The organism is Bacillus sp. JJ1532 (genome assembly GCF_036965085.1).
GTDB lineage: Bacteria > Bacillota > Bacilli > Bacillales > Cytobacillaceae > Cytobacillus.
This window is the reverse complement of record NZ_JBALOW010000024.1, coordinates 1-16,691: the sequence shown is the minus strand read 5'-3', so window position 1 is coordinate 16,691 and position 16,691 is coordinate 1. Positions and strand designations below refer to the sequence as shown.

Genomic DNA, 16,691 nt, shown 5'->3' with positions numbered 1-16,691 from the left:
GGGGATCAACAGCCCGTAAAGACTCACTTTATCCAATGACTAGGTTTGGTTTTTTCGTTAAACTATGACGTCCTTCAATGAAACGGACTGTTCCGGATTTTGCACGCATAACAACCGTATGAGTAGACCCGTACGTTCCTTTAAATTGTACCCCGCGAAGAAGCTCTCCATCTGTCACACCCGTTGCAGCAAAGATGGCATCATCGCCTTTTACTAAATCCTCCATAAGAAGAATTTTGTTTACATCAAGACCCATTTTCTTGCAGCGCTCGATTTCAGCATCGTTCTGCGGAACAAGCTTTCCTTGAATTTCTCCGCCTAGACATTTAAGTGCTACAGCGGCTAAAACGCCCTCTGGTGCACCGCCAAGTCCGAAAAGAATGTCAACTCCGGTATGATCAAATGCTGTGTTAATCGCACCAGCCACATCCCCGTCATTTATCAATTTAATTCTAGCTCCCGCTTCACGAAGCTGAGCTACAATGTGACTATGACGATCACGATTTAAGACCGTTGCAACCACATCTTCAATATCTTTATTTTTCGCTTTTGCTACAGCCTTCAAGTTATCGATGACTGAAGCATTAATATCAATTTGGCCTACAGCTTCAGGGCCAACCGCGATTTTGTCCATATACATATCAGGAGCGTGAAGCAAATTGCCATGATCTGCTACAGCCAATACGGCCAGAGCATTCCAGCCTCCTGATGCAACAATATTCGTTCCTTCAAGCGGATCTACTGCTACATCAACACGCGGACCGTAACCAGTACCAAGCTTTTCTCCGATGTAAAGCATTGGCGCCTCATCCATTTCCCCTTCGCCAATGACAACGGTTCCCTTCATTGGTACGGTATCAAACACATTTCTCATGGCTGTTGTAGCTGCATCATCTGCTTCATCCTTTTTCCCGCGTCCCATCCAGCGGGCCGATGCTAAGGCTGCCCCTTCTGTCACACGAACAAGCTCCATTGTTAAACTGCGTTCCATCCTTTTTCCCCCTCAAATCTCTGCTGTTCACATTTATGCGAAAAATTCGAAATGCCTATTGGGACCCAGGGGTACCATTAGGCAGATTCATCAATTAATCAGTAAGGTTAAGCATTTTTCATTTGTTCCAGTTCTTCTTTTGTTAAATTTTCTCGCCATATGGTTGCCCCAAGGCCATTTAACTTTTCTACAAGATGGCTGTAGCCTCTGTCGATATGCTCAACCCCGGTAACTTCTGTTATTCCGTCCGCCATCAGCCCAGCGATGACTAGGGCGGCGCCGGCTCGTAAATCACTGGCCTTCACTTTGGCGCCCTGAAGCTTGACAGGCCCGTGAATAATCGCCGAACGGCCTTCCACCTTAATATTCGCATTCATTCTTCTTAATTCATCAATATGTTTAAAACGGGCACTATAAATGGTGTCCGTCACCATACTTGTCCCATCCGCACTCGTTAATAAAGACGTAAAGGGCTGCTGCAGATCTGTCGGGAAACCTGGATAAACAAGTGTCTTAATATCAACGGCTTTTCTTTTTCCTACCGGATGGATATAGACATGATCATCCCCTGTTTCAATCTGAGCACCCATTTCTCTTAATTTTGCAATCAGTGACTCAAGATGCTGAGGGATCACATTATCAATGGTCATTCCTTCACCAACAGCTGCACCAAGTAACATATACGTACCCGCTTCGATACGGTCCGGGATGATGGTGTGCTGGCAGCCATGCAGCTGGTCTACCCCATCAATTCGAATAACATCTGTTCCAGCACCCTTAATTTTTGCCCCCATATTCGTCAGCAAAGTGGCTACATCAATAATCTCCGGCTCTTTTGCCGCATTTTCAATGATCGTTCTTCCTTTAGCTCTAACAGCTGCCAGCATAATGTTGATGGTCGCCCCAACACTGACAACATCCAGATAAATTCGAGCCCCTCGAAGTTCATCCGCCCGCAGGTAAATGGCCCCCTGCTCATTGGTTACAGTGGCGCCAAGAGCCTCGAAGCCCTTAATATGCTGGTCAATCGGTCTCGGTCCAAGATGGCATCCACCTGGCAGACCAATCACTGCTTTTTTGAATCGACCAAGCATGGCCCCCATTAAATAATAAGAGGCACGCAGTTTCTTTACTTTTCCATTCGGCAAAGGCATGGAAATCATCGAAGAAGGGTCAACTTTCATATCGCCATTAACAAAGCTGACGGTCCCTCCAAGTTCTTCAAGCAGTCCTTTTAAAATTTGCACATCCGAAATATCTGGCAGCCCTTCAATAGTGACAGGCGAATCAGCTAGAATCGTAGCCGGAATCAATGCCACTGCACTATTTTTTGCTCCGCTAATTCGAACAGTTCCTTTTAATGGGTAACCGCCTGCAATCATAAGCTTTTCCATTTTTAGCTCCCTTCTACGCCGTAAAGTATATGAAAATCGCTGCGTGGGTAATGAAATGTTTGCATTCTTCTTGAACTATGTAGGAATTATTTAGCTTGTCCTTTGCTTTACGAATTGTACTGAAAACAGGTCGCATCCTGTTCATTCCGACATGATCCTTATCTTCTAGTTTACACGAAAAAGCCATTCCCATGTGTGGTTATGAAAATAAAGTTTCCATTCGTTCATCGACTTCTAGCGCTTGCTACTAACACTTTACCCCAAATTGGCCATTCGTAAAACCCAAATTTTTGTAAAAAATGAGTACCCCTCCATTTACAATCAAAAATATTCTTTAACGAGAATTCCAGTCAGCAAGAAATGCTTCAATTCCTTTATCCGTTAGCGGGTGTTTAAATAATTGCATAATTACTTTATACGGGATCGTTGAAATATGAGCTCCTCTTAAAGCGGCATCGGTTACGTGCTGAGGATGACGAATGGATGCTGCAATAATTTCCGTCTTAATGTCATGGATAGCAAATATATCTGCAATCGTAGAAATTAAATCCAGCCCGTTATGGCCAATATCGTCTAATCGGCCAAGGAAAGGAGAAACATACGTTGCCCCTGCTCTTGCTGCCAGCAACGCCTGGTTAGCACTGAAAATTAACGTGACATTTGTTTTGATGCCTTCTTTTGAAAAAGTATTAACAGCCTTTAATCCATCTGGCGTCATTGGGACTTTAACTGTAATATTAGGCGCAATAGCCGCTAACTCGCGTCCTTCTTTTATCATGCCTTCTGCGTCTAAGGCGATAACCTCTGCACTTACTGAACCTGGGACAAGCTCTGTAATTTCTTTAAGTCGGTCATGGAAAGAAACATTCTTCTCCTTCGCCACCAATGAAGGGTTAGTCGTAACCCCATCTAAAATACCTAATGCATGTGCTTCTTTAATCTCATCCATATTCGCTGTATCGATAAAAAATTTCATTATATTTCCTCCTCAAAATAATAAATTTCCTGTTATCCAACAAATGAATCAAAACCGCCTCTATCCTAAAGGCGGTTTCATTAAAAAATCTCCACTGCTATTAAGCCTTTCCAGAAGAACCAAACTCGCGCATTTTTCCAATAACGGTTTCCTTAATGGCCTCTCTAGCAGGTCCTAAGTATTTGCGCGGATCATACATCTCCGGATTGGCTGCTAATACCTCGCGAACACGCTTGGCAGAAGCAATTTGATTCTCAGTATTTACATTAATTTTGGCCGTTCCTAAAGAAACCGCTCTTTGAATATCTTTCGTTGGAATTCCCGTTCCGCCGTGCAGAACAAGTGGAACGCCTGTTAGCTGGCCGATTTCTTCCATTTCAGCAAAACCAAGATTTGGTTCCCCTTTGTATGGACCATGAACGGATCCTAGCGCAGGAGCAAGACAGTCAATTTTCGTTCTTTTCACAAGCTCTTCACATTCTTTTGCATCCGCGTAAATAACGCCATCCGCTACAACATCATCCTCTTGTCCGCCAACTGTCCCTAATTCGGCTTCCACTGACACTCCGCGGGCATGCGCATATTCCACTACCTTTGAAGTGGTTGCCACATTTTCCTCAAAAGGATCATGAGAGGCGTCAATCATGACAGAAGTGAAGCCAGCATCGATGGCTTCTTTACATTTATCGAAGCTTGATCCATGATCTAAATGAATCGCTACAGGTACTGAAATTTTATAATCTTCAAGTAAGCCTTCTACCAATTTTACAACGGTTTTGAATCCGCCCATATAGCGTGCTGCCCCTTCGGACACACCAAGAATAACAGGGGATTTTTCTTCCTCTGCCGCTTGAAGAATCGCTTGAGTAAACTCAAGATTATTTAAGTTAAATTGACCTACTGCATAGCCCTCCGCTTTTCCCTTGTTCAGCATGTCAGTCATTGATACTAAAGGCATATTTCTTCCTCCTTCGTCATCATCGCTTCTAATTTTCACAGGATAAGTGTTCCCTTGTTACTTGCGTTTATGTACTCTCCTGCTTAAACGGAACCGATCCAATGGAATTCATTTGTATCATACCAAAACAGCTAAAGAAATGCTATTACCCGGAATGAATTTTCATGAGAAAACGGGGCTAGATAAGAAAAGCCTGTGAGCAATAGCGTGCAGAAATGTTACTGCCGCTGATCGCCCACAGGCTGGTTGTTAAAATGAATTGGCTATTGGCACATACTTCTTAACGGCTGCCCGAATATCATCAATATCAAAAGGCTTTGCGAAGTGCGTTAAGGCGCCTAAATCGCGTGCTTCCTGAATCATATCCAGCTCACCGTATGCCGTCATAATGATGACACGAATTTCTTTATCAATCACTCTCATTCTCTTTAATATTTCAATCCCATCCATGCCAGGGATTTTCATATCGAGAAGTACTAGATCAGGTGAATGCTTGGAGACAATGTCAAGTGCCTGAATCCCATTTGCAGCTTGGTATGTATCATAGCCTTCCTTCTGTAAAACTTCATTCAGCAAAATGCGAATACCAAATTGATCATCAACGATTAATATTTTCCCCTTCAATCAACCCACCTCTTCCCTTCGTCTCAAAAATTCTGTCATTTGATTGTTATTATAGCTACCCAATTAGAATTCCCCCTCTATTTAATTCTATTTGATGACTGAAAATTCCTCCCTCTTCAAAAAATTTGCTTGCTGGAGTTATTTTTTATTTTGAAAAGCCTATAGATTACATGACTAATATGGATCCGATTTTACCTTTTTGTTTGTATTTCATATAATTGATATACCGAATCTTTAAATAGCGATAGGAGAGACATGATGCTAAAAATGTTTTCTACACAGCTTACCGGGCTGTTTAAAAGAATCCAGGAAAAAGAAGAATTTTCGATGGAAGACAGTGCTAGACTTCTGGCCCAGGCGGCTGTCGGAAACGGGAATATTTATATTTTTGGGGCCAATGAGATGAATGCTATTGCCTATGAAGCAACCGAAGGGCAAGAGCCCTTGAAAAATGCGGCGATCTGGCCAATGGACCGTCCTTTGGATGAGCTATCAGAGACAGACAGATTTCTCATTATCTCGCGTCATTCTACAGATGAAGAAGCGGTGAAAATGGGGGGAATTCTTGCCGAGAAGATGATTCCATTTGTGGGCATTTCCACTGTTCAGGAAGGTCACGGCCTAGCTGATTTGGCCGATGTACATATTGATTTAAGGCTTACAAAGGGACTGCTGCCAGATGAAACAGGTAACCGATTTTGCTATCCTTCATCCATGGCTGCGTTATTTGTCTATTACGGGATCAAATTTACTTTGGAAGAAATTTTGGAGGAATATGAGTAAAGGAATTTATTTGCGGTGGGTGTGGGGTTGATTGGTAGTGCCCTATCTGCGAATTTAGCCGGACGGTAATTATGTATGATTCATAGTTACCGTTTTTTCTATTTCTCTCATAAATGCATACATTGAACATTCCTATGTTAGTGTATTGCTTCTCCTCCCTACTTAACGCTTACATTGAACAAACCTACACTACACTCTACTCCTTCACCCATCAAAAAAAAGAAGACTCCACACGAAGCACCAGTCCCCACACTTGGGGCCTGATACTCAGGAGTCTTCTTTTTCTATTATTTACTATGATTTAATGCCGCCCCAACAAAGTCACGGAATAGAGGTTGAGGACGATTCGGTCTTGAAATAAACTCAGGATGGAATTGGGATGCCACAAACCATGGATGGTCTTTAATCTCAATAATTTCGACAAGGCGTCCATCTGGGCTAGTGCCAGAGAAGACAAAGCCTGAATCTTCCATTTCCTGACGATAATGATTGTTAAACTCATAGCGATGGCGATGACGCTCATAGACCACTTCATCTTGATATGCGGCATAAGCTTTTGTATTCTCATTTAATTTACATGCCTGAATGCCCAATCTTAACGTTCCGCCTAAATCCTCCACATCCTTCTGTTCAGGAAGAAGGTCGATAATTGGGTGCTTCGTAGACGGATCAATTTCTGCAGAGTGTGCCCCTTTTAAGTTCAATACGTTACGGGCAAATTCTATCGATGCTAATTGCATGCCTAGGCAGATACCGAGGAATGGCTTTTTATGTTCACGGGCATATTGAATCGCAAGGATTTTTCCTTCAACCCCGCGATCGCCAAATCCGCCAGGGACAAGAACCCCATCCACTTCGTTTAGCAGGTCTGAAACATTTTCTGCATTCACTTCTTCGGCATTAATCCATTTAATATCAATATCAGAATCATGTGCATATCCAGCATGTTTCAATGCTTCTACTACGGAAATGTAGGCGTCTTGAAGCTCAACATATTTTCCAACAAGCGCGATTTTGGTTGTCTTAGAGAGGTTGGTTACTTTTTCAACGAGCTGCTTCCATTCCGTCATATCGGCATCGCCGCAAACAAGCTTCAAATGATTGCAGGCAATGCTGTCAAGGTTTTGATCTTGAAGTGCAAGCGGAATAGAGTACAAAGTGTCCGCATCTCTACATTCGATAACCGCTTCTTTATCAATGTCACAGAATAAAGCAAGCTTGTCCTTCATTTCTTGAGAAATCGGCATTTCTGTGCGGACTACTACTACATTTGGCTGAATCCCTAAGCTTCTTAATTCCTTTACACTATGCTGTGTAGGCTTTGTTTTCATTTCCCCAGCCGCTTTAATATAAGGAATTAATGTGCAATGGATGTACATCACATTGTCACGGCCAATGTCACTCTTTATTTGGCGAATCGCTTCAAGGAATGGAAGGGACTCAATATCTCCTACCGTTCCGCCAATTTCGGTGATCACGACATCTGAATTGGTTTCATGTCCCGCACGGAAAACTCTATCTTTAATTTCATTTGTAATATGGGGAATCACTTGAACGGTTCCGCCATTGTATTCACCGCGGCGTTCCTTCCTAAGTACAGTGGAATAAATTTTCCCGGTCGTCACACTGCTGTATTTAGTTAAATTCACATCAACAAAACGCTCGTAGTGACCTAAGTCTAAGTCCGTTTCCGCGCCATCACCTGTTACGAACACTTCACCATGCTGATAGGGGCTCATCGTCCCTGGGTCCACATTAATATAAGGATCAAATTTTTGAATCGTTACGCTCAATCCTCTATTTTTCAAAAGACGTCCAAGGGAAGCTGCGACAATCCCTTTTCCAAGTGATGACACTACGCCACCTGTTACAAAAATATACTTTGTCATTATAATTTCCCCCTCATTACAGTTTGTGCATATTCTTCTTTAATTAATGAATAAAAATAATGAATTTTATTTAATGCCTTCGCAAAAAAATAAAAAGCGCTCCACTTACTTTTAACAAGTAAGGGAGCGCTATACGCGTCTAATGATTCGTTCCTTTTTAAGGAGCCCAAAAAGTATTCTACAAGCCTATATAAAAAAAGTCAAGATGGCAGGCCGAAACTTATATGAATATAAGATTAATCTAAATCTTCCTCGTCTACATCAAGGTCTTCATCTTCTTCTATATCTTCATCCTGATCTCCAAGGTCATACTCTTCATCCTCGTCAATCAGGTCTTCGTCCTCTTCTAGATCTTCGTCATCGATCAAGTCGTCCTCTTCGATGATGTCATCTTCCTCTTCTTCAAATTCGTCATCAATGTCATCATCGATATCATCATAATCGATATCTTCATCGTCAAGATCATCGTAGTCAAGATCTAGATCGTCCTCGTCCTTCGCCTTCTTCGCCTTCTTCTTCTTCGGCTTGATCTCTGTTACGACATCTTCTTCCTGCTGCTCAATTGGGTACCATACACGAAGTCCCCATCGATTATCACCTAAGCCTAAAAAACGCCCATCGATGTTTAAATCTGTATAGAATTGAGCAATTTTCGATTTCACTTGATCCTCAGTAAGATCAAGAAGAGTAGTCAATTCATCCATTATTTCCTTAAATGCCATTGCGTCTTTTCTGCCTTTTAATAGTTCATAAGTGACTTCAATGAATGACATTTCTTTCAATTCTTCTTTTGTAAGTTCATATAAACTCAACATTAGCACGCCCCTTCACTATGTAACGCTTTTTAAGAAAGCGAAAAATAAACAGCCTTTTCAAAATCAGTAATTTAGCATTAATGATGATTTGGGAACCGATTTATAACTAGGTTTTTAGGCACCCTCAAGAATACATATTCTCCATTATAAACAATATTTTGGTGTTTATGCTAGCTATATCTTTCACCTATTATCTTTTTCATTTTTAGCTGAGTCCTTCGTTTTTTGCGAGAGCTGGCTATATGCGAGTGAAAAGAAAAAAATCGAAATTAAAAAGAAAGGAATCGCGCCCAGCTGCTTTTGGTAAAGGTAATAAAATCCAATACAAATCCCCATGATCGCTGCAAAAACAAAAATTCGCTTCACATTCCCACATCCTGTTTAAATTCCTTGAAGACACAGACAGCTCTACGGTTCTAATCTGATTATATCGAATTTGGCGAAAAATTGTATAAGCTTGAATTAATTTTGTTATTTCTCCTATTTAACGAGTCTAATCATCCTTCTTTTTACAAGAATAGACTAGTAATGACAAGTTCAAGAAGGAGGAATAGCAATTGGGGATGGACTATCAGCAAATAGAAGAAAAACTAAAGTCACTTGCCAGGCAAAGCCCGTTTCTTTCGCTTGAGACTATTGGAAAAACAGCATCAGGCCTAAACTTGTATTGTGTCGTTATTACTAAAGATGCAAACACATATAATTTGGCGTTTTGTCAAACCCAGGCTCAGCAGATGATCACCAACCCGGAAGAATTTTTGCAAAGCGAAAAGAAGATCCCGATCATGATTAATGCTTCCATTCATGGGAGTGAAATATCTGGGACAGACGCGGTACTTCATTTGATCGAACGAATTGCAATAAAGAAGGATAAGGATATTTTACGTCTATTAGAGAATATTATTTTGATATGCATCATTTGTGCAAATCCAGAAGGCAGGGAGCAACAAACAAGGTATAACGGAAACGGGTTTGACTTAAACCGGGATTTTATTACACAGTCCCAAAAAGAAACAAAAGCTGTTGCACAACTGATTGCCAAGTGCAATCCTCTTGTTTTTCTCGATCTTCATGGCTACGTGAACAAAGATCCGAAAAAAATCGGCCTTATAGAGCCTTGTACTCCTCCACATAATCCTAACTATGAATACGATTTATATGAAAAATGGGCTTTACCTATGGCTCAATCCATTGAATCATATATTGTAAATAGAAAAGACAGCTTCAAATCTAATCGGTATAAAGGCATGTCTGGAGCTTATATTCCCTATCGTGACAGCACAAAAGGATGGGATGATTATGGCGCCTATTATGCGGCGATGTACGCGATGCTCCATGGATCAATCGGCGTGACGATCGAGGCACCTACTGAAGGAAATGACGGGTTACTCTGGCTTTATTATGTCATGCTTGGAGCTTGCGAGTTTGTTCAAGCCCAAAAATCCGAGTTACTTCAAAACATCATCACCTTTTTTAACCGCGGTGCCAAAAGACACCATCCCCATCAAGCAGCCGGATTTTTTCCAAATGCTTATATCCTTCCAGTCCCAAGGAACGATGCATCTCCAGCTTATCAAGTAATCGATCACCTCATGAAAAATGGGGTTAAAGTTGAAATGGCTAAAAAAGGATTTATCTATGGAAAAAAAGTCTTTCTAAAGGGCACCTTTATCATACCAATGAATCAGCCGAAAGCTGTGGTAGCTAACACTTTTTTATGGACAGGAGAAAACCTGTCTAAGGGCTCAATAAACATAACAAATTTAAGTTCATGGAGCTTGCCGCTTCTTTGGGGTGCCGAGTGCATTCCTGTAAAAGCCTCATTAGCTGTAAAAACAACACCTGTTTCACAATTAGTGAAGCGATATTACGTGAGTGGAATTGGACCTTTTATCCTTAAAAGCCGTTCCGTTGAAAGCATATCCTTTATTCAAAAGTTATTATCACAAGGTATATCAGTAAAGTGCACAAAGTCGGGAGAATTTATCATTGAACATACGGATAAAAATTGGCTTAGGAAACAAGCAAGAGGAACTGGCCTCACATTGAGCTCTGCATCACCCGCTAAAAGCTCCACTCTTTTACGAACAAAAAAGGTTGCCATTATTCGTGATGATGGATTATTCCATGTACAATCCCATGCTGGGACAAAAGAAGCGCTAAAGGAAATGGGTTTTCAAGTAAAAGAACTTCACCCGAGAAGTTTAACAGATAGAGCCCAATTAAAAGACATTGACGTTTTAATCTACAGTGGTGTAAAGCAACTATTTTATCTTCCATCTAAGGTTTCGTCACGTTACCATCACGCTATCCTTAAATCTGAAGAACAGCTGGCGGCGTGCAAAGAAACAATTACAGCGTTTATTGAACGGGGCGGGCGACTTATCGGAATTGGGGCAGGGGCAGCCAAATCTATCAAAAAACCTTTGGGCTTAACGAAGGTCGGCATTCAAACAGACGAATCCAATAACCACGCCATTTTAAATATCAATTATTTACAAAGCCCGCTCACATACGGGTATTCATCCGGCAGCATAGGATTTGTCTATCGTCCCGTTTGGTTTACGAATACAAAAGGGGCTGAAGTAGTTGCCACATACTCAAAGGCTCCTAATTCTTTCATTTCCGGTTATTGGCCAGGCTACGAAAAGGCACAGGGACAGCCTGTTATGACAGCGGAAAAAGACAATCGTGTTATTTTGATCGGTTTGGAAATTGGATTTCGGCAGCATCCGTCTTATCTTTATTCTTTACTGGCCAATGCTATATATTTATAACTGAATTTTATTCAACAAATCTTAATAGCCCGCTGAAACCAATTCAGCGGGCTTTTTTCACAATAACCTACATATTTCTTCTATACTGTCCGCCGACTTCATACAGAGCACGTGTAATTTGGCCAAGGCTTGCGATTTGGACGGTTTCCATCAATTCTGCAAAAATATTGCCGCCCGTAACAGCCGTTTCCTTTAAGCGTTTTATGGCTTCTTCTGTTTTGTCTTTGTTTCGCTCTTGGAAGCTGCGGAGATTTTGGATTTGTGTTTCTTTTTCTTCTTGTGTGGCTCTAGCCAGCTCCATATTGTTCATGTCTTCTTCAGACGGCGGGTTCGGATTTAAATACGTATTGACCCCGATAATCGGAAGCTCGCCAGTATGCTTCTTCATTTCATAATGCATTGATTCATCTTGAATTTTTCCGCGCTGGTATTGCGTTTCCATGGCACCGAGAACGCCCCCGCGGTCATTGATGCGTTCGAATTCCTGAAGCACCTGCTCCTCCACAAGGTCTGTTAATTCATCAATAATAAAGGCCCCTTGCAGCGGATTTTCGTTCTTCGTGAGACCATGTTCCTTCGTAATGATCATTTGAATTGCCATTGCCCGGCGCACTGAATCCTCTGTCGGTGTTGTAATAGCCTCATCATAGGCATTCGTATGAAGGGAATTACAGTTATCATGCAGCGCCATCAAAGCCTGCAGGGTCGTACGAATATCATTGAAGTCAATCTCCTGTGCATGAAGTGAACGTCCAGACGTTTGAATATGATATTTCAACTTTTGACTTCGTTCATTCGCACCATATTTGTCTCTCATCACAGTCGCCCAAATACGGCGTGCGACACGGCCAAGAACCGTATATTCCGGATCAAGCCCATTCGAGAAGAAGAAAGAAAGATTCGGTGCAAAGTCGTTAATATCCATGCCTCTGCTCAAATAGTACTCCACATACGTAAAGCCATTCGCCAAAGTGAACGCTAATTGCGATATCGGATTCGCTCCTGCTTCCGCAATATGATAGCCCGAAATCGAAACAGAATAATAATTACGCACCTTTTGGTCGATAAAATACTGCTGGATATCTCCCATCATTCGGAGAGCAAATTCAGTTGAGAAAATACATGTATTTTGCCCTTGGTCTTCTTTTAAAATATCAGCTTGAACAGTTCCGCGAACGGTTTGAAGTGTGCGCGCTCTGACTTCTGTGAATTCTTCTGCCGTTAGAACTCGGCCAAGCTCGTTTCCTTTTGCCTCGATTTGCTGTTCAATGGCTGTATTCATGAACATCGCCAAGATAATCGGGGCAGGGCCGTTGATGGTCATGGAAACAGATGTCGATGGATGGCAAAGATCAAAGCCTGCATAAAGCTTCTTCATGTCATCCAATGTACAAATGCTTACTCCGCTTTCCCCAACCTTTCCGTAAATATCCGGGCGGTAATCCGGATCTTCTCCGTAAAGGGTGACTGAATCAAAGGCAGTACTTAAGCGCTTTGCCGAATCATCCTTTGACAAATAGTGAAAACGGCGGTTCGTTCTTTCCGGTGTTCCTTCCCCAGCAAACTGTCTTTTTGGGTCCTCCCCTTCACGCTTGAACGGGAATACGCCAGCCGTATAAGGGAATGAGCCTGGAACATTTTCTCTATAGACCCAACGGATAATCTCACCGTAATCCTTGTATTTTGGAAGAGCCACCTTTGGAATAGCTAATCCAGAAAGGCTCTTCGTTTTTAACACAGTGATAATTTCCTTATCGCGAATTTTCGTGACAAACTGATCCCCTGCGTATTTTTCCTTTAGAGAGCCCCAGCCTTCAAGGATTTTCTTCGTTTCATCAGTCAGCTTGGATTCAACGGTAGACTTGATCGCTTCTAGTGAAGCAACCACTTCCTCATTTGCCTCCTTCTCCTTAACAGCAAGAATCGCTCCTTCAAGCTGGAAAAGCTTGCGCGCAAGATTAGCCTGTTCCTCTGCCTTCTTATGATAGCTGCGCACAGCTTCGGAAACCTCTTGTAAATAATAGCGCTGCTCATTCGGAATAATGACATTTTGTTTTTCAACAAGGGCCGTTTTGGAAAAACTCGTTTTCCAGTCTGTTCCGGCTTTTTCGTTTAATTTTTCAATGATTGCCGAAAAAACTGCATTCGTTCCTGGGTCATTGAACTGGCTCGCAATCGTGCCATAAACAGGCATCTCATCTAAGTCTTTTTCAAACAGCATGCGGCTTCTTTGGTATTGCTTCTGCACCTGGCGCTTTGCATCCTCAGAACCTTTACGCTCAAACTTATTAATGACAATTAAATCGGCATAATCAATCATATCGATCTTTTCTAGCTGGGAAGGCGCACCGAATTCACTCGTCATGACGTACATCGAAACGTCACAAATTTCAGTAATTTCAGCATCCCCTTGCCCAATTCCGCTTGTTTCCACAACGATTAGATCAAAGCCAGCTGCTTTGACAACCGAAATAGCGTCCTTAATCGCAAGCGAAAGTTCGCTTTTCGAATTTCTCGTGGCTAAGCTTCTCATATAAACACGCGGATTAAATATCGCATTCATGCGGATACGGTCACCAAGAAGGGCTCCGCCCGTTTTCTGCTTTGTCGGATCGACTGATAAAATGGCAACCTTCTTTTCAGGAATTTCATTGATAAAACGGCGAATTAATTCATCGGTTAATGAGCTTTTCCCTGCTCCGCCTGTTCCTGTAATTCCTAGAACTGGGACAGACCTTTCCAATGATTTTACTTTTTCCATAACAGAATCAAGTGCTGCTGCCGTTTCTTTTTCAACATTGACATGGTGCTCGGCTAAAGTAATGAGTTTAGCAACGGCATTCGTGTTCCCTTCCTGAAGCTTTTCAATCTGTTCTGTAGCCTCTGGTGTAAAGGTCGGAAAATCACATTCTTCAATCATGAGGTTGATCATGCCTTGAAGCCCATGCTGACGTCCATCCTCAGGTGAAAAGATTCTCGCAATTCCGTAGTCATGCAGTTCTTTAATCTCCTTTGGAATAATGACGCCGCCCCCGCCTCCATAAATGCGGATATGGGAAGCACCTCTTTCCTTTAAAAGGTCATACATATACTTAAAGTATTCCACATGCCCTCCCTGATAGGAAGAAATCGCAATACCTTGAACATCCTCTTGAATAGCCGCATTCACCACTTCTTCCACGGAACGGTTATGGCCTAAATGAATGACCTCTGCTCCGCTTGCCTGAATGATTCTTCTCATAATGTTAATGGAAGCATCATGACCATCAAATAGACTAGAAGCCGTGACAAAACGAATATGATTCTTTGGCTTATACACTACTGGATTACTCATTTTTCTCCCCCTGTTCGTATTAACGCAGGTTCTTTAATAGACTTACATTTTTGAAACTAGCGAGTTGTCTTGCTTCGATAATTCCGCTTGGTTAATCCCTTGAAAAAGCAATTCCGTTTGAAGCTGGATATACTCGTCTAGCGTATACATCTTTTTCAATGACCAGCGACGGAATGCCCACATTTGCCCCTGCACAAAAATGTTATGGGCAATCATTTTAATCTGATCTTCGGTTAGATCTATTTCTTTATTTTCCACGCATCTCGTTACGATTTGCTCAAACATTCCAACCATTTCGATTTCTTTCTTCAGCACGTATGGAAGGGCGTCCTTTGATAAGGATTTCACTTCCTGATACATGACAAGGACCTCATCCTGCAGCTCGTCTACAACGCGAAAATAATCAGCAATCCCGAGCTTTAGGCTTTCAAGCGTACCTTGGTCGGTGTTGAGATCCTTTTGCAACCGGTCGCTAACTTGGTCATAGATGCTGTCACAAACGAGATATAATACATCCTCTTTTGTGCGGATATATTCATATAATGTTCCGATGCTAAAGCCTGCAGCTCTTGCAATTTCCCTAGTCGTTGTGCGATGAAAGCCTTTTTGAATAAACAGGGTCACAGCCCCTTTGATCATCTGGTCCCGTCTTTTTTTAACAAGGCGTTCATCTTTGACAGACGCCTGTACTTCGCGTTTTTTCATTTTACCTACCGTCCTTCTATAATTGGGGTGCAGAGTTAAGACTGGGTTTCCAGGCTCAACTCTGCTAAGCCTTTTTTTAATAGAATAAATGATAGGAGCCTATTTTGTCAGCATACGAGAAATAACGAGGCGCTGAATTTCCTGTGTGCCTTCGTAAATTTGGGTAATTTTCGCATCGCGCATAAATCGTTCAACTGGATAATCCTTTGTATAGCCATAGCCGCCAAAAATTTGGACTGCTTCTGTCGTAACCTTCATGGCTGTGTCTCCAGCTAATAATTTGGACATTGCGGATTCTTTTCCGTATGGAAGTCCTTCAGACTCGAGCCATGCAGCCTGGTAGGTTAAGAGTCTAGAAGCTTCAATGCTTGTTGCCATGTCAGCTAATTTGAAGCCAATTCCTTGCTGAGAAGCAATTGGTTTGCCGAATTGAACGCGTTCCTTTGCATATTCAATGGAAGCATCTAAGGCACCCTGTGCGATTCCCACTGCTTGAGCGGCGATTCCGTTTCGTCCGCCATCAAGGGTCATCATCGCAATTTTAAAGCCTTCTCCCACATTGCCAAGCACATTTTCTACTGGAACCTTACAATTATCAAAAATAATTTCCGTTGTTGGTGATGAACGAATGCCGAGTTTTTTCTCTTTCTTGCCGACTGAGAAGCCTTCAAAGTCAGCCTCCACGATGAATGCGGTCGTACCTCGATGTTTTTCCGCCGGGTCTGTTAAAGCAAAAACAACATAAATATCAGCAATTCCACCGTTTGTAATGAAGATTTTTGAACCATTTAAGACGTAGTGATCCCCTTCAAGGCGAGCTGTCGTTCTCATTCCGCCTGCATCTGAACCGCTGCCAGGCTCAGTTAGGCCATAAGCGCCGATTTTCGTTCCTTCTGCCATTGGACGCAAATATTTTTGCTTTTGCTCTTCACTGCCGAATTTGAAAATCGGCCAGCCCGCTAAAGATGTATGAGCGGAAAGCGTTACACCTGTTGAGGCACATACTCTCGAAAGCTCCTCAACTGCAATACAGTAGGCTAGGTAGTCACTGCCAATGCCGCCATATTCTTCTGGCCACGGAATTCCCGTTAGCCCAAGCTCCGCCATTTTATCAAAAATTTCACGGTCAAAGCGCTCTTCCTCATCACGCTCAGCAGCCGTTGGGGCCACTTCATTCTTTGCAAAATCGCGTACCATTTTTCTAATCATTTCATGCTCTTCTGATAATTGAAAGTTCATGTCCCTGTCCCCCATTTATATTTAGCGTAGTTGATATGATTGTTGAGCTTCTTTGAAAATTAACACTATGAAGCGGTTATGGTTAGCGTTTTAGATAAGATCCTTTCAAAACACGCACTATGAAGCAGTCATGGTTAGCCTTATTGGTGAGTCCCTTTCAAAACACTCACTATGAAGCGGTCATGACGAGCGTTTTGGATGAGGCC

General features: G+C 42.2%; 13 protein-coding genes. 2 read left to right on the top strand and 11 right to left on the bottom strand.

Annotation, left to right across the window (positions count from 1 at the left end):
• Positions 1-28: 28 nt before the first annotated feature.
• The 5 genes from glpX to V7122_RS10410 all read right to left on the bottom strand — a co-directional run bounded on the left by glpX (position 29) and on the right by V7122_RS10410 (position 4,943).
• Positions 29-991 carry a class II fructose-bisphosphatase gene (glpX, locus tag V7122_RS10430; RefSeq protein WP_335353982.1) on the bottom strand — a complete coding sequence of 321 codons (963 nt, stop codon included), beginning with the start codon at positions 989-991 and terminating at the stop codon, positions 29-31.
• Between the two features lie 107 nt (positions 992-1,098).
• Positions 1,099-2,385 carry a UDP-N-acetylglucosamine 1-carboxyvinyltransferase gene (locus V7122_RS10425; RefSeq protein ID WP_335526610.1) on the bottom strand — a complete coding sequence of 429 codons (1,287 nt, stop codon included), beginning with the start codon at positions 2,383-2,385 and terminating at the stop codon, positions 1,099-1,101.
• A gap of 334 nt (positions 2,386-2,719) precedes the next feature.
• Positions 2,720-3,361 carry a fructose-6-phosphate aldolase gene (gene fsa, locus V7122_RS10420; RefSeq protein WP_335344255.1) on the bottom strand — a complete coding sequence of 214 codons (642 nt, stop codon included), beginning with the start codon at positions 3,359-3,361 and terminating at the stop codon, positions 2,720-2,722.
• A gap of 100 nt (positions 3,362-3,461) precedes the next feature.
• A complete protein-coding gene (locus V7122_RS10415; RefSeq protein ID WP_335344256.1) occupies positions 3,462-4,319 on the bottom strand; it encodes a class II fructose-bisphosphate aldolase in 858 nt (285 codons plus the stop codon).
• A 249-nt stretch (positions 4,320-4,568) separates the two neighbouring features.
• Positions 4,569-4,943 carry a response regulator gene (locus tag V7122_RS10410; protein WP_066296672.1) on the bottom strand — a complete coding sequence of 125 codons (375 nt, stop codon included), beginning with the start codon at positions 4,941-4,943 and terminating at the stop codon, positions 4,569-4,571.
• 258 nt (positions 4,944-5,201) lie between these two features.
• On the opposite strand from V7122_RS10410, the gene V7122_RS10405 reads away from it, so the two are divergent.
• Positions 5,202-5,726 (top strand): DUF2529 domain-containing protein, encoded by a 525-nt coding sequence (locus V7122_RS10405; protein ID WP_335526608.1) that lies wholly within the window; start codon positions 5,202-5,204, stop codon positions 5,724-5,726.
• 287 nt (positions 5,727-6,013) lie between these two features.
• Here V7122_RS10405 and V7122_RS10400 read toward each other — a convergent pair whose 3' ends face one another.
• From V7122_RS10400 to V7122_RS10390, 3 genes are all read right to left on the bottom strand, one after another.
• Complete coding sequence (locus V7122_RS10400) at positions 6,014-7,615, bottom strand: CTP synthase (RefSeq protein ID WP_335344258.1); 1,602 nt, start codon at positions 7,613-7,615, stop codon at positions 6,014-6,016.
• A 236-nt stretch (positions 7,616-7,851) separates the two neighbouring features.
• On the bottom strand, positions 7,852-8,430 hold the full coding sequence (gene rpoE, locus V7122_RS10395; protein ID WP_438824045.1) for a DNA-directed RNA polymerase subunit delta: 579 nt from the start codon (positions 8,428-8,430) through the stop codon (positions 7,852-7,854).
• Positions 8,431-8,613: 183 nt separating this feature from the next.
• The gene (locus V7122_RS10390) at positions 8,614-8,796 is read right to left on the bottom strand and encodes a hypothetical protein (RefSeq protein WP_335344259.1); all 183 of its coding nucleotides are present in this window, start codon (positions 8,794-8,796) and stop codon (positions 8,614-8,616) included.
• A gap of 197 nt (positions 8,797-8,993) precedes the next feature.
• Between V7122_RS10390 and V7122_RS10385 the strand changes: the two genes are divergently transcribed.
• Positions 8,994-11,207: a M14 family zinc carboxypeptidase gene (locus V7122_RS10385; RefSeq protein ID WP_335526644.1), complete on the top strand. Its 2,214-nt coding sequence runs from the start codon at positions 8,994-8,996 to the stop codon at positions 11,205-11,207.
• 67 nt (positions 11,208-11,274) lie between these two features.
• Here the strand turns inward: V7122_RS10385 and icmF are convergent, their stop codons facing one another.
• From icmF to V7122_RS10370, 3 genes are all read right to left on the bottom strand, one after another.
• Positions 11,275-14,541: a fused isobutyryl-CoA mutase/GTPase IcmF gene (gene icmF / locus V7122_RS10380; RefSeq protein ID WP_335526606.1), complete on the bottom strand. Its 3,267-nt coding sequence runs from the start codon at positions 14,539-14,541 to the stop codon at positions 11,275-11,277.
• A gap of 42 nt (positions 14,542-14,583) precedes the next feature.
• Positions 14,584-15,246, bottom strand: a complete 663-nt coding sequence (locus tag V7122_RS10375; protein WP_335484898.1) for a TetR/AcrR family transcriptional regulator — start codon at positions 15,244-15,246, stop codon at positions 14,584-14,586.
• A 99-nt stretch (positions 15,247-15,345) separates the two neighbouring features.
• Complete coding sequence (locus V7122_RS10370; protein WP_335526603.1) at positions 15,346-16,485, bottom strand: acyl-CoA dehydrogenase; 1,140 nt, start codon at positions 16,483-16,485, stop codon at positions 15,346-15,348.
• Positions 16,486-16,691: the final 206 nt, after the last annotated feature.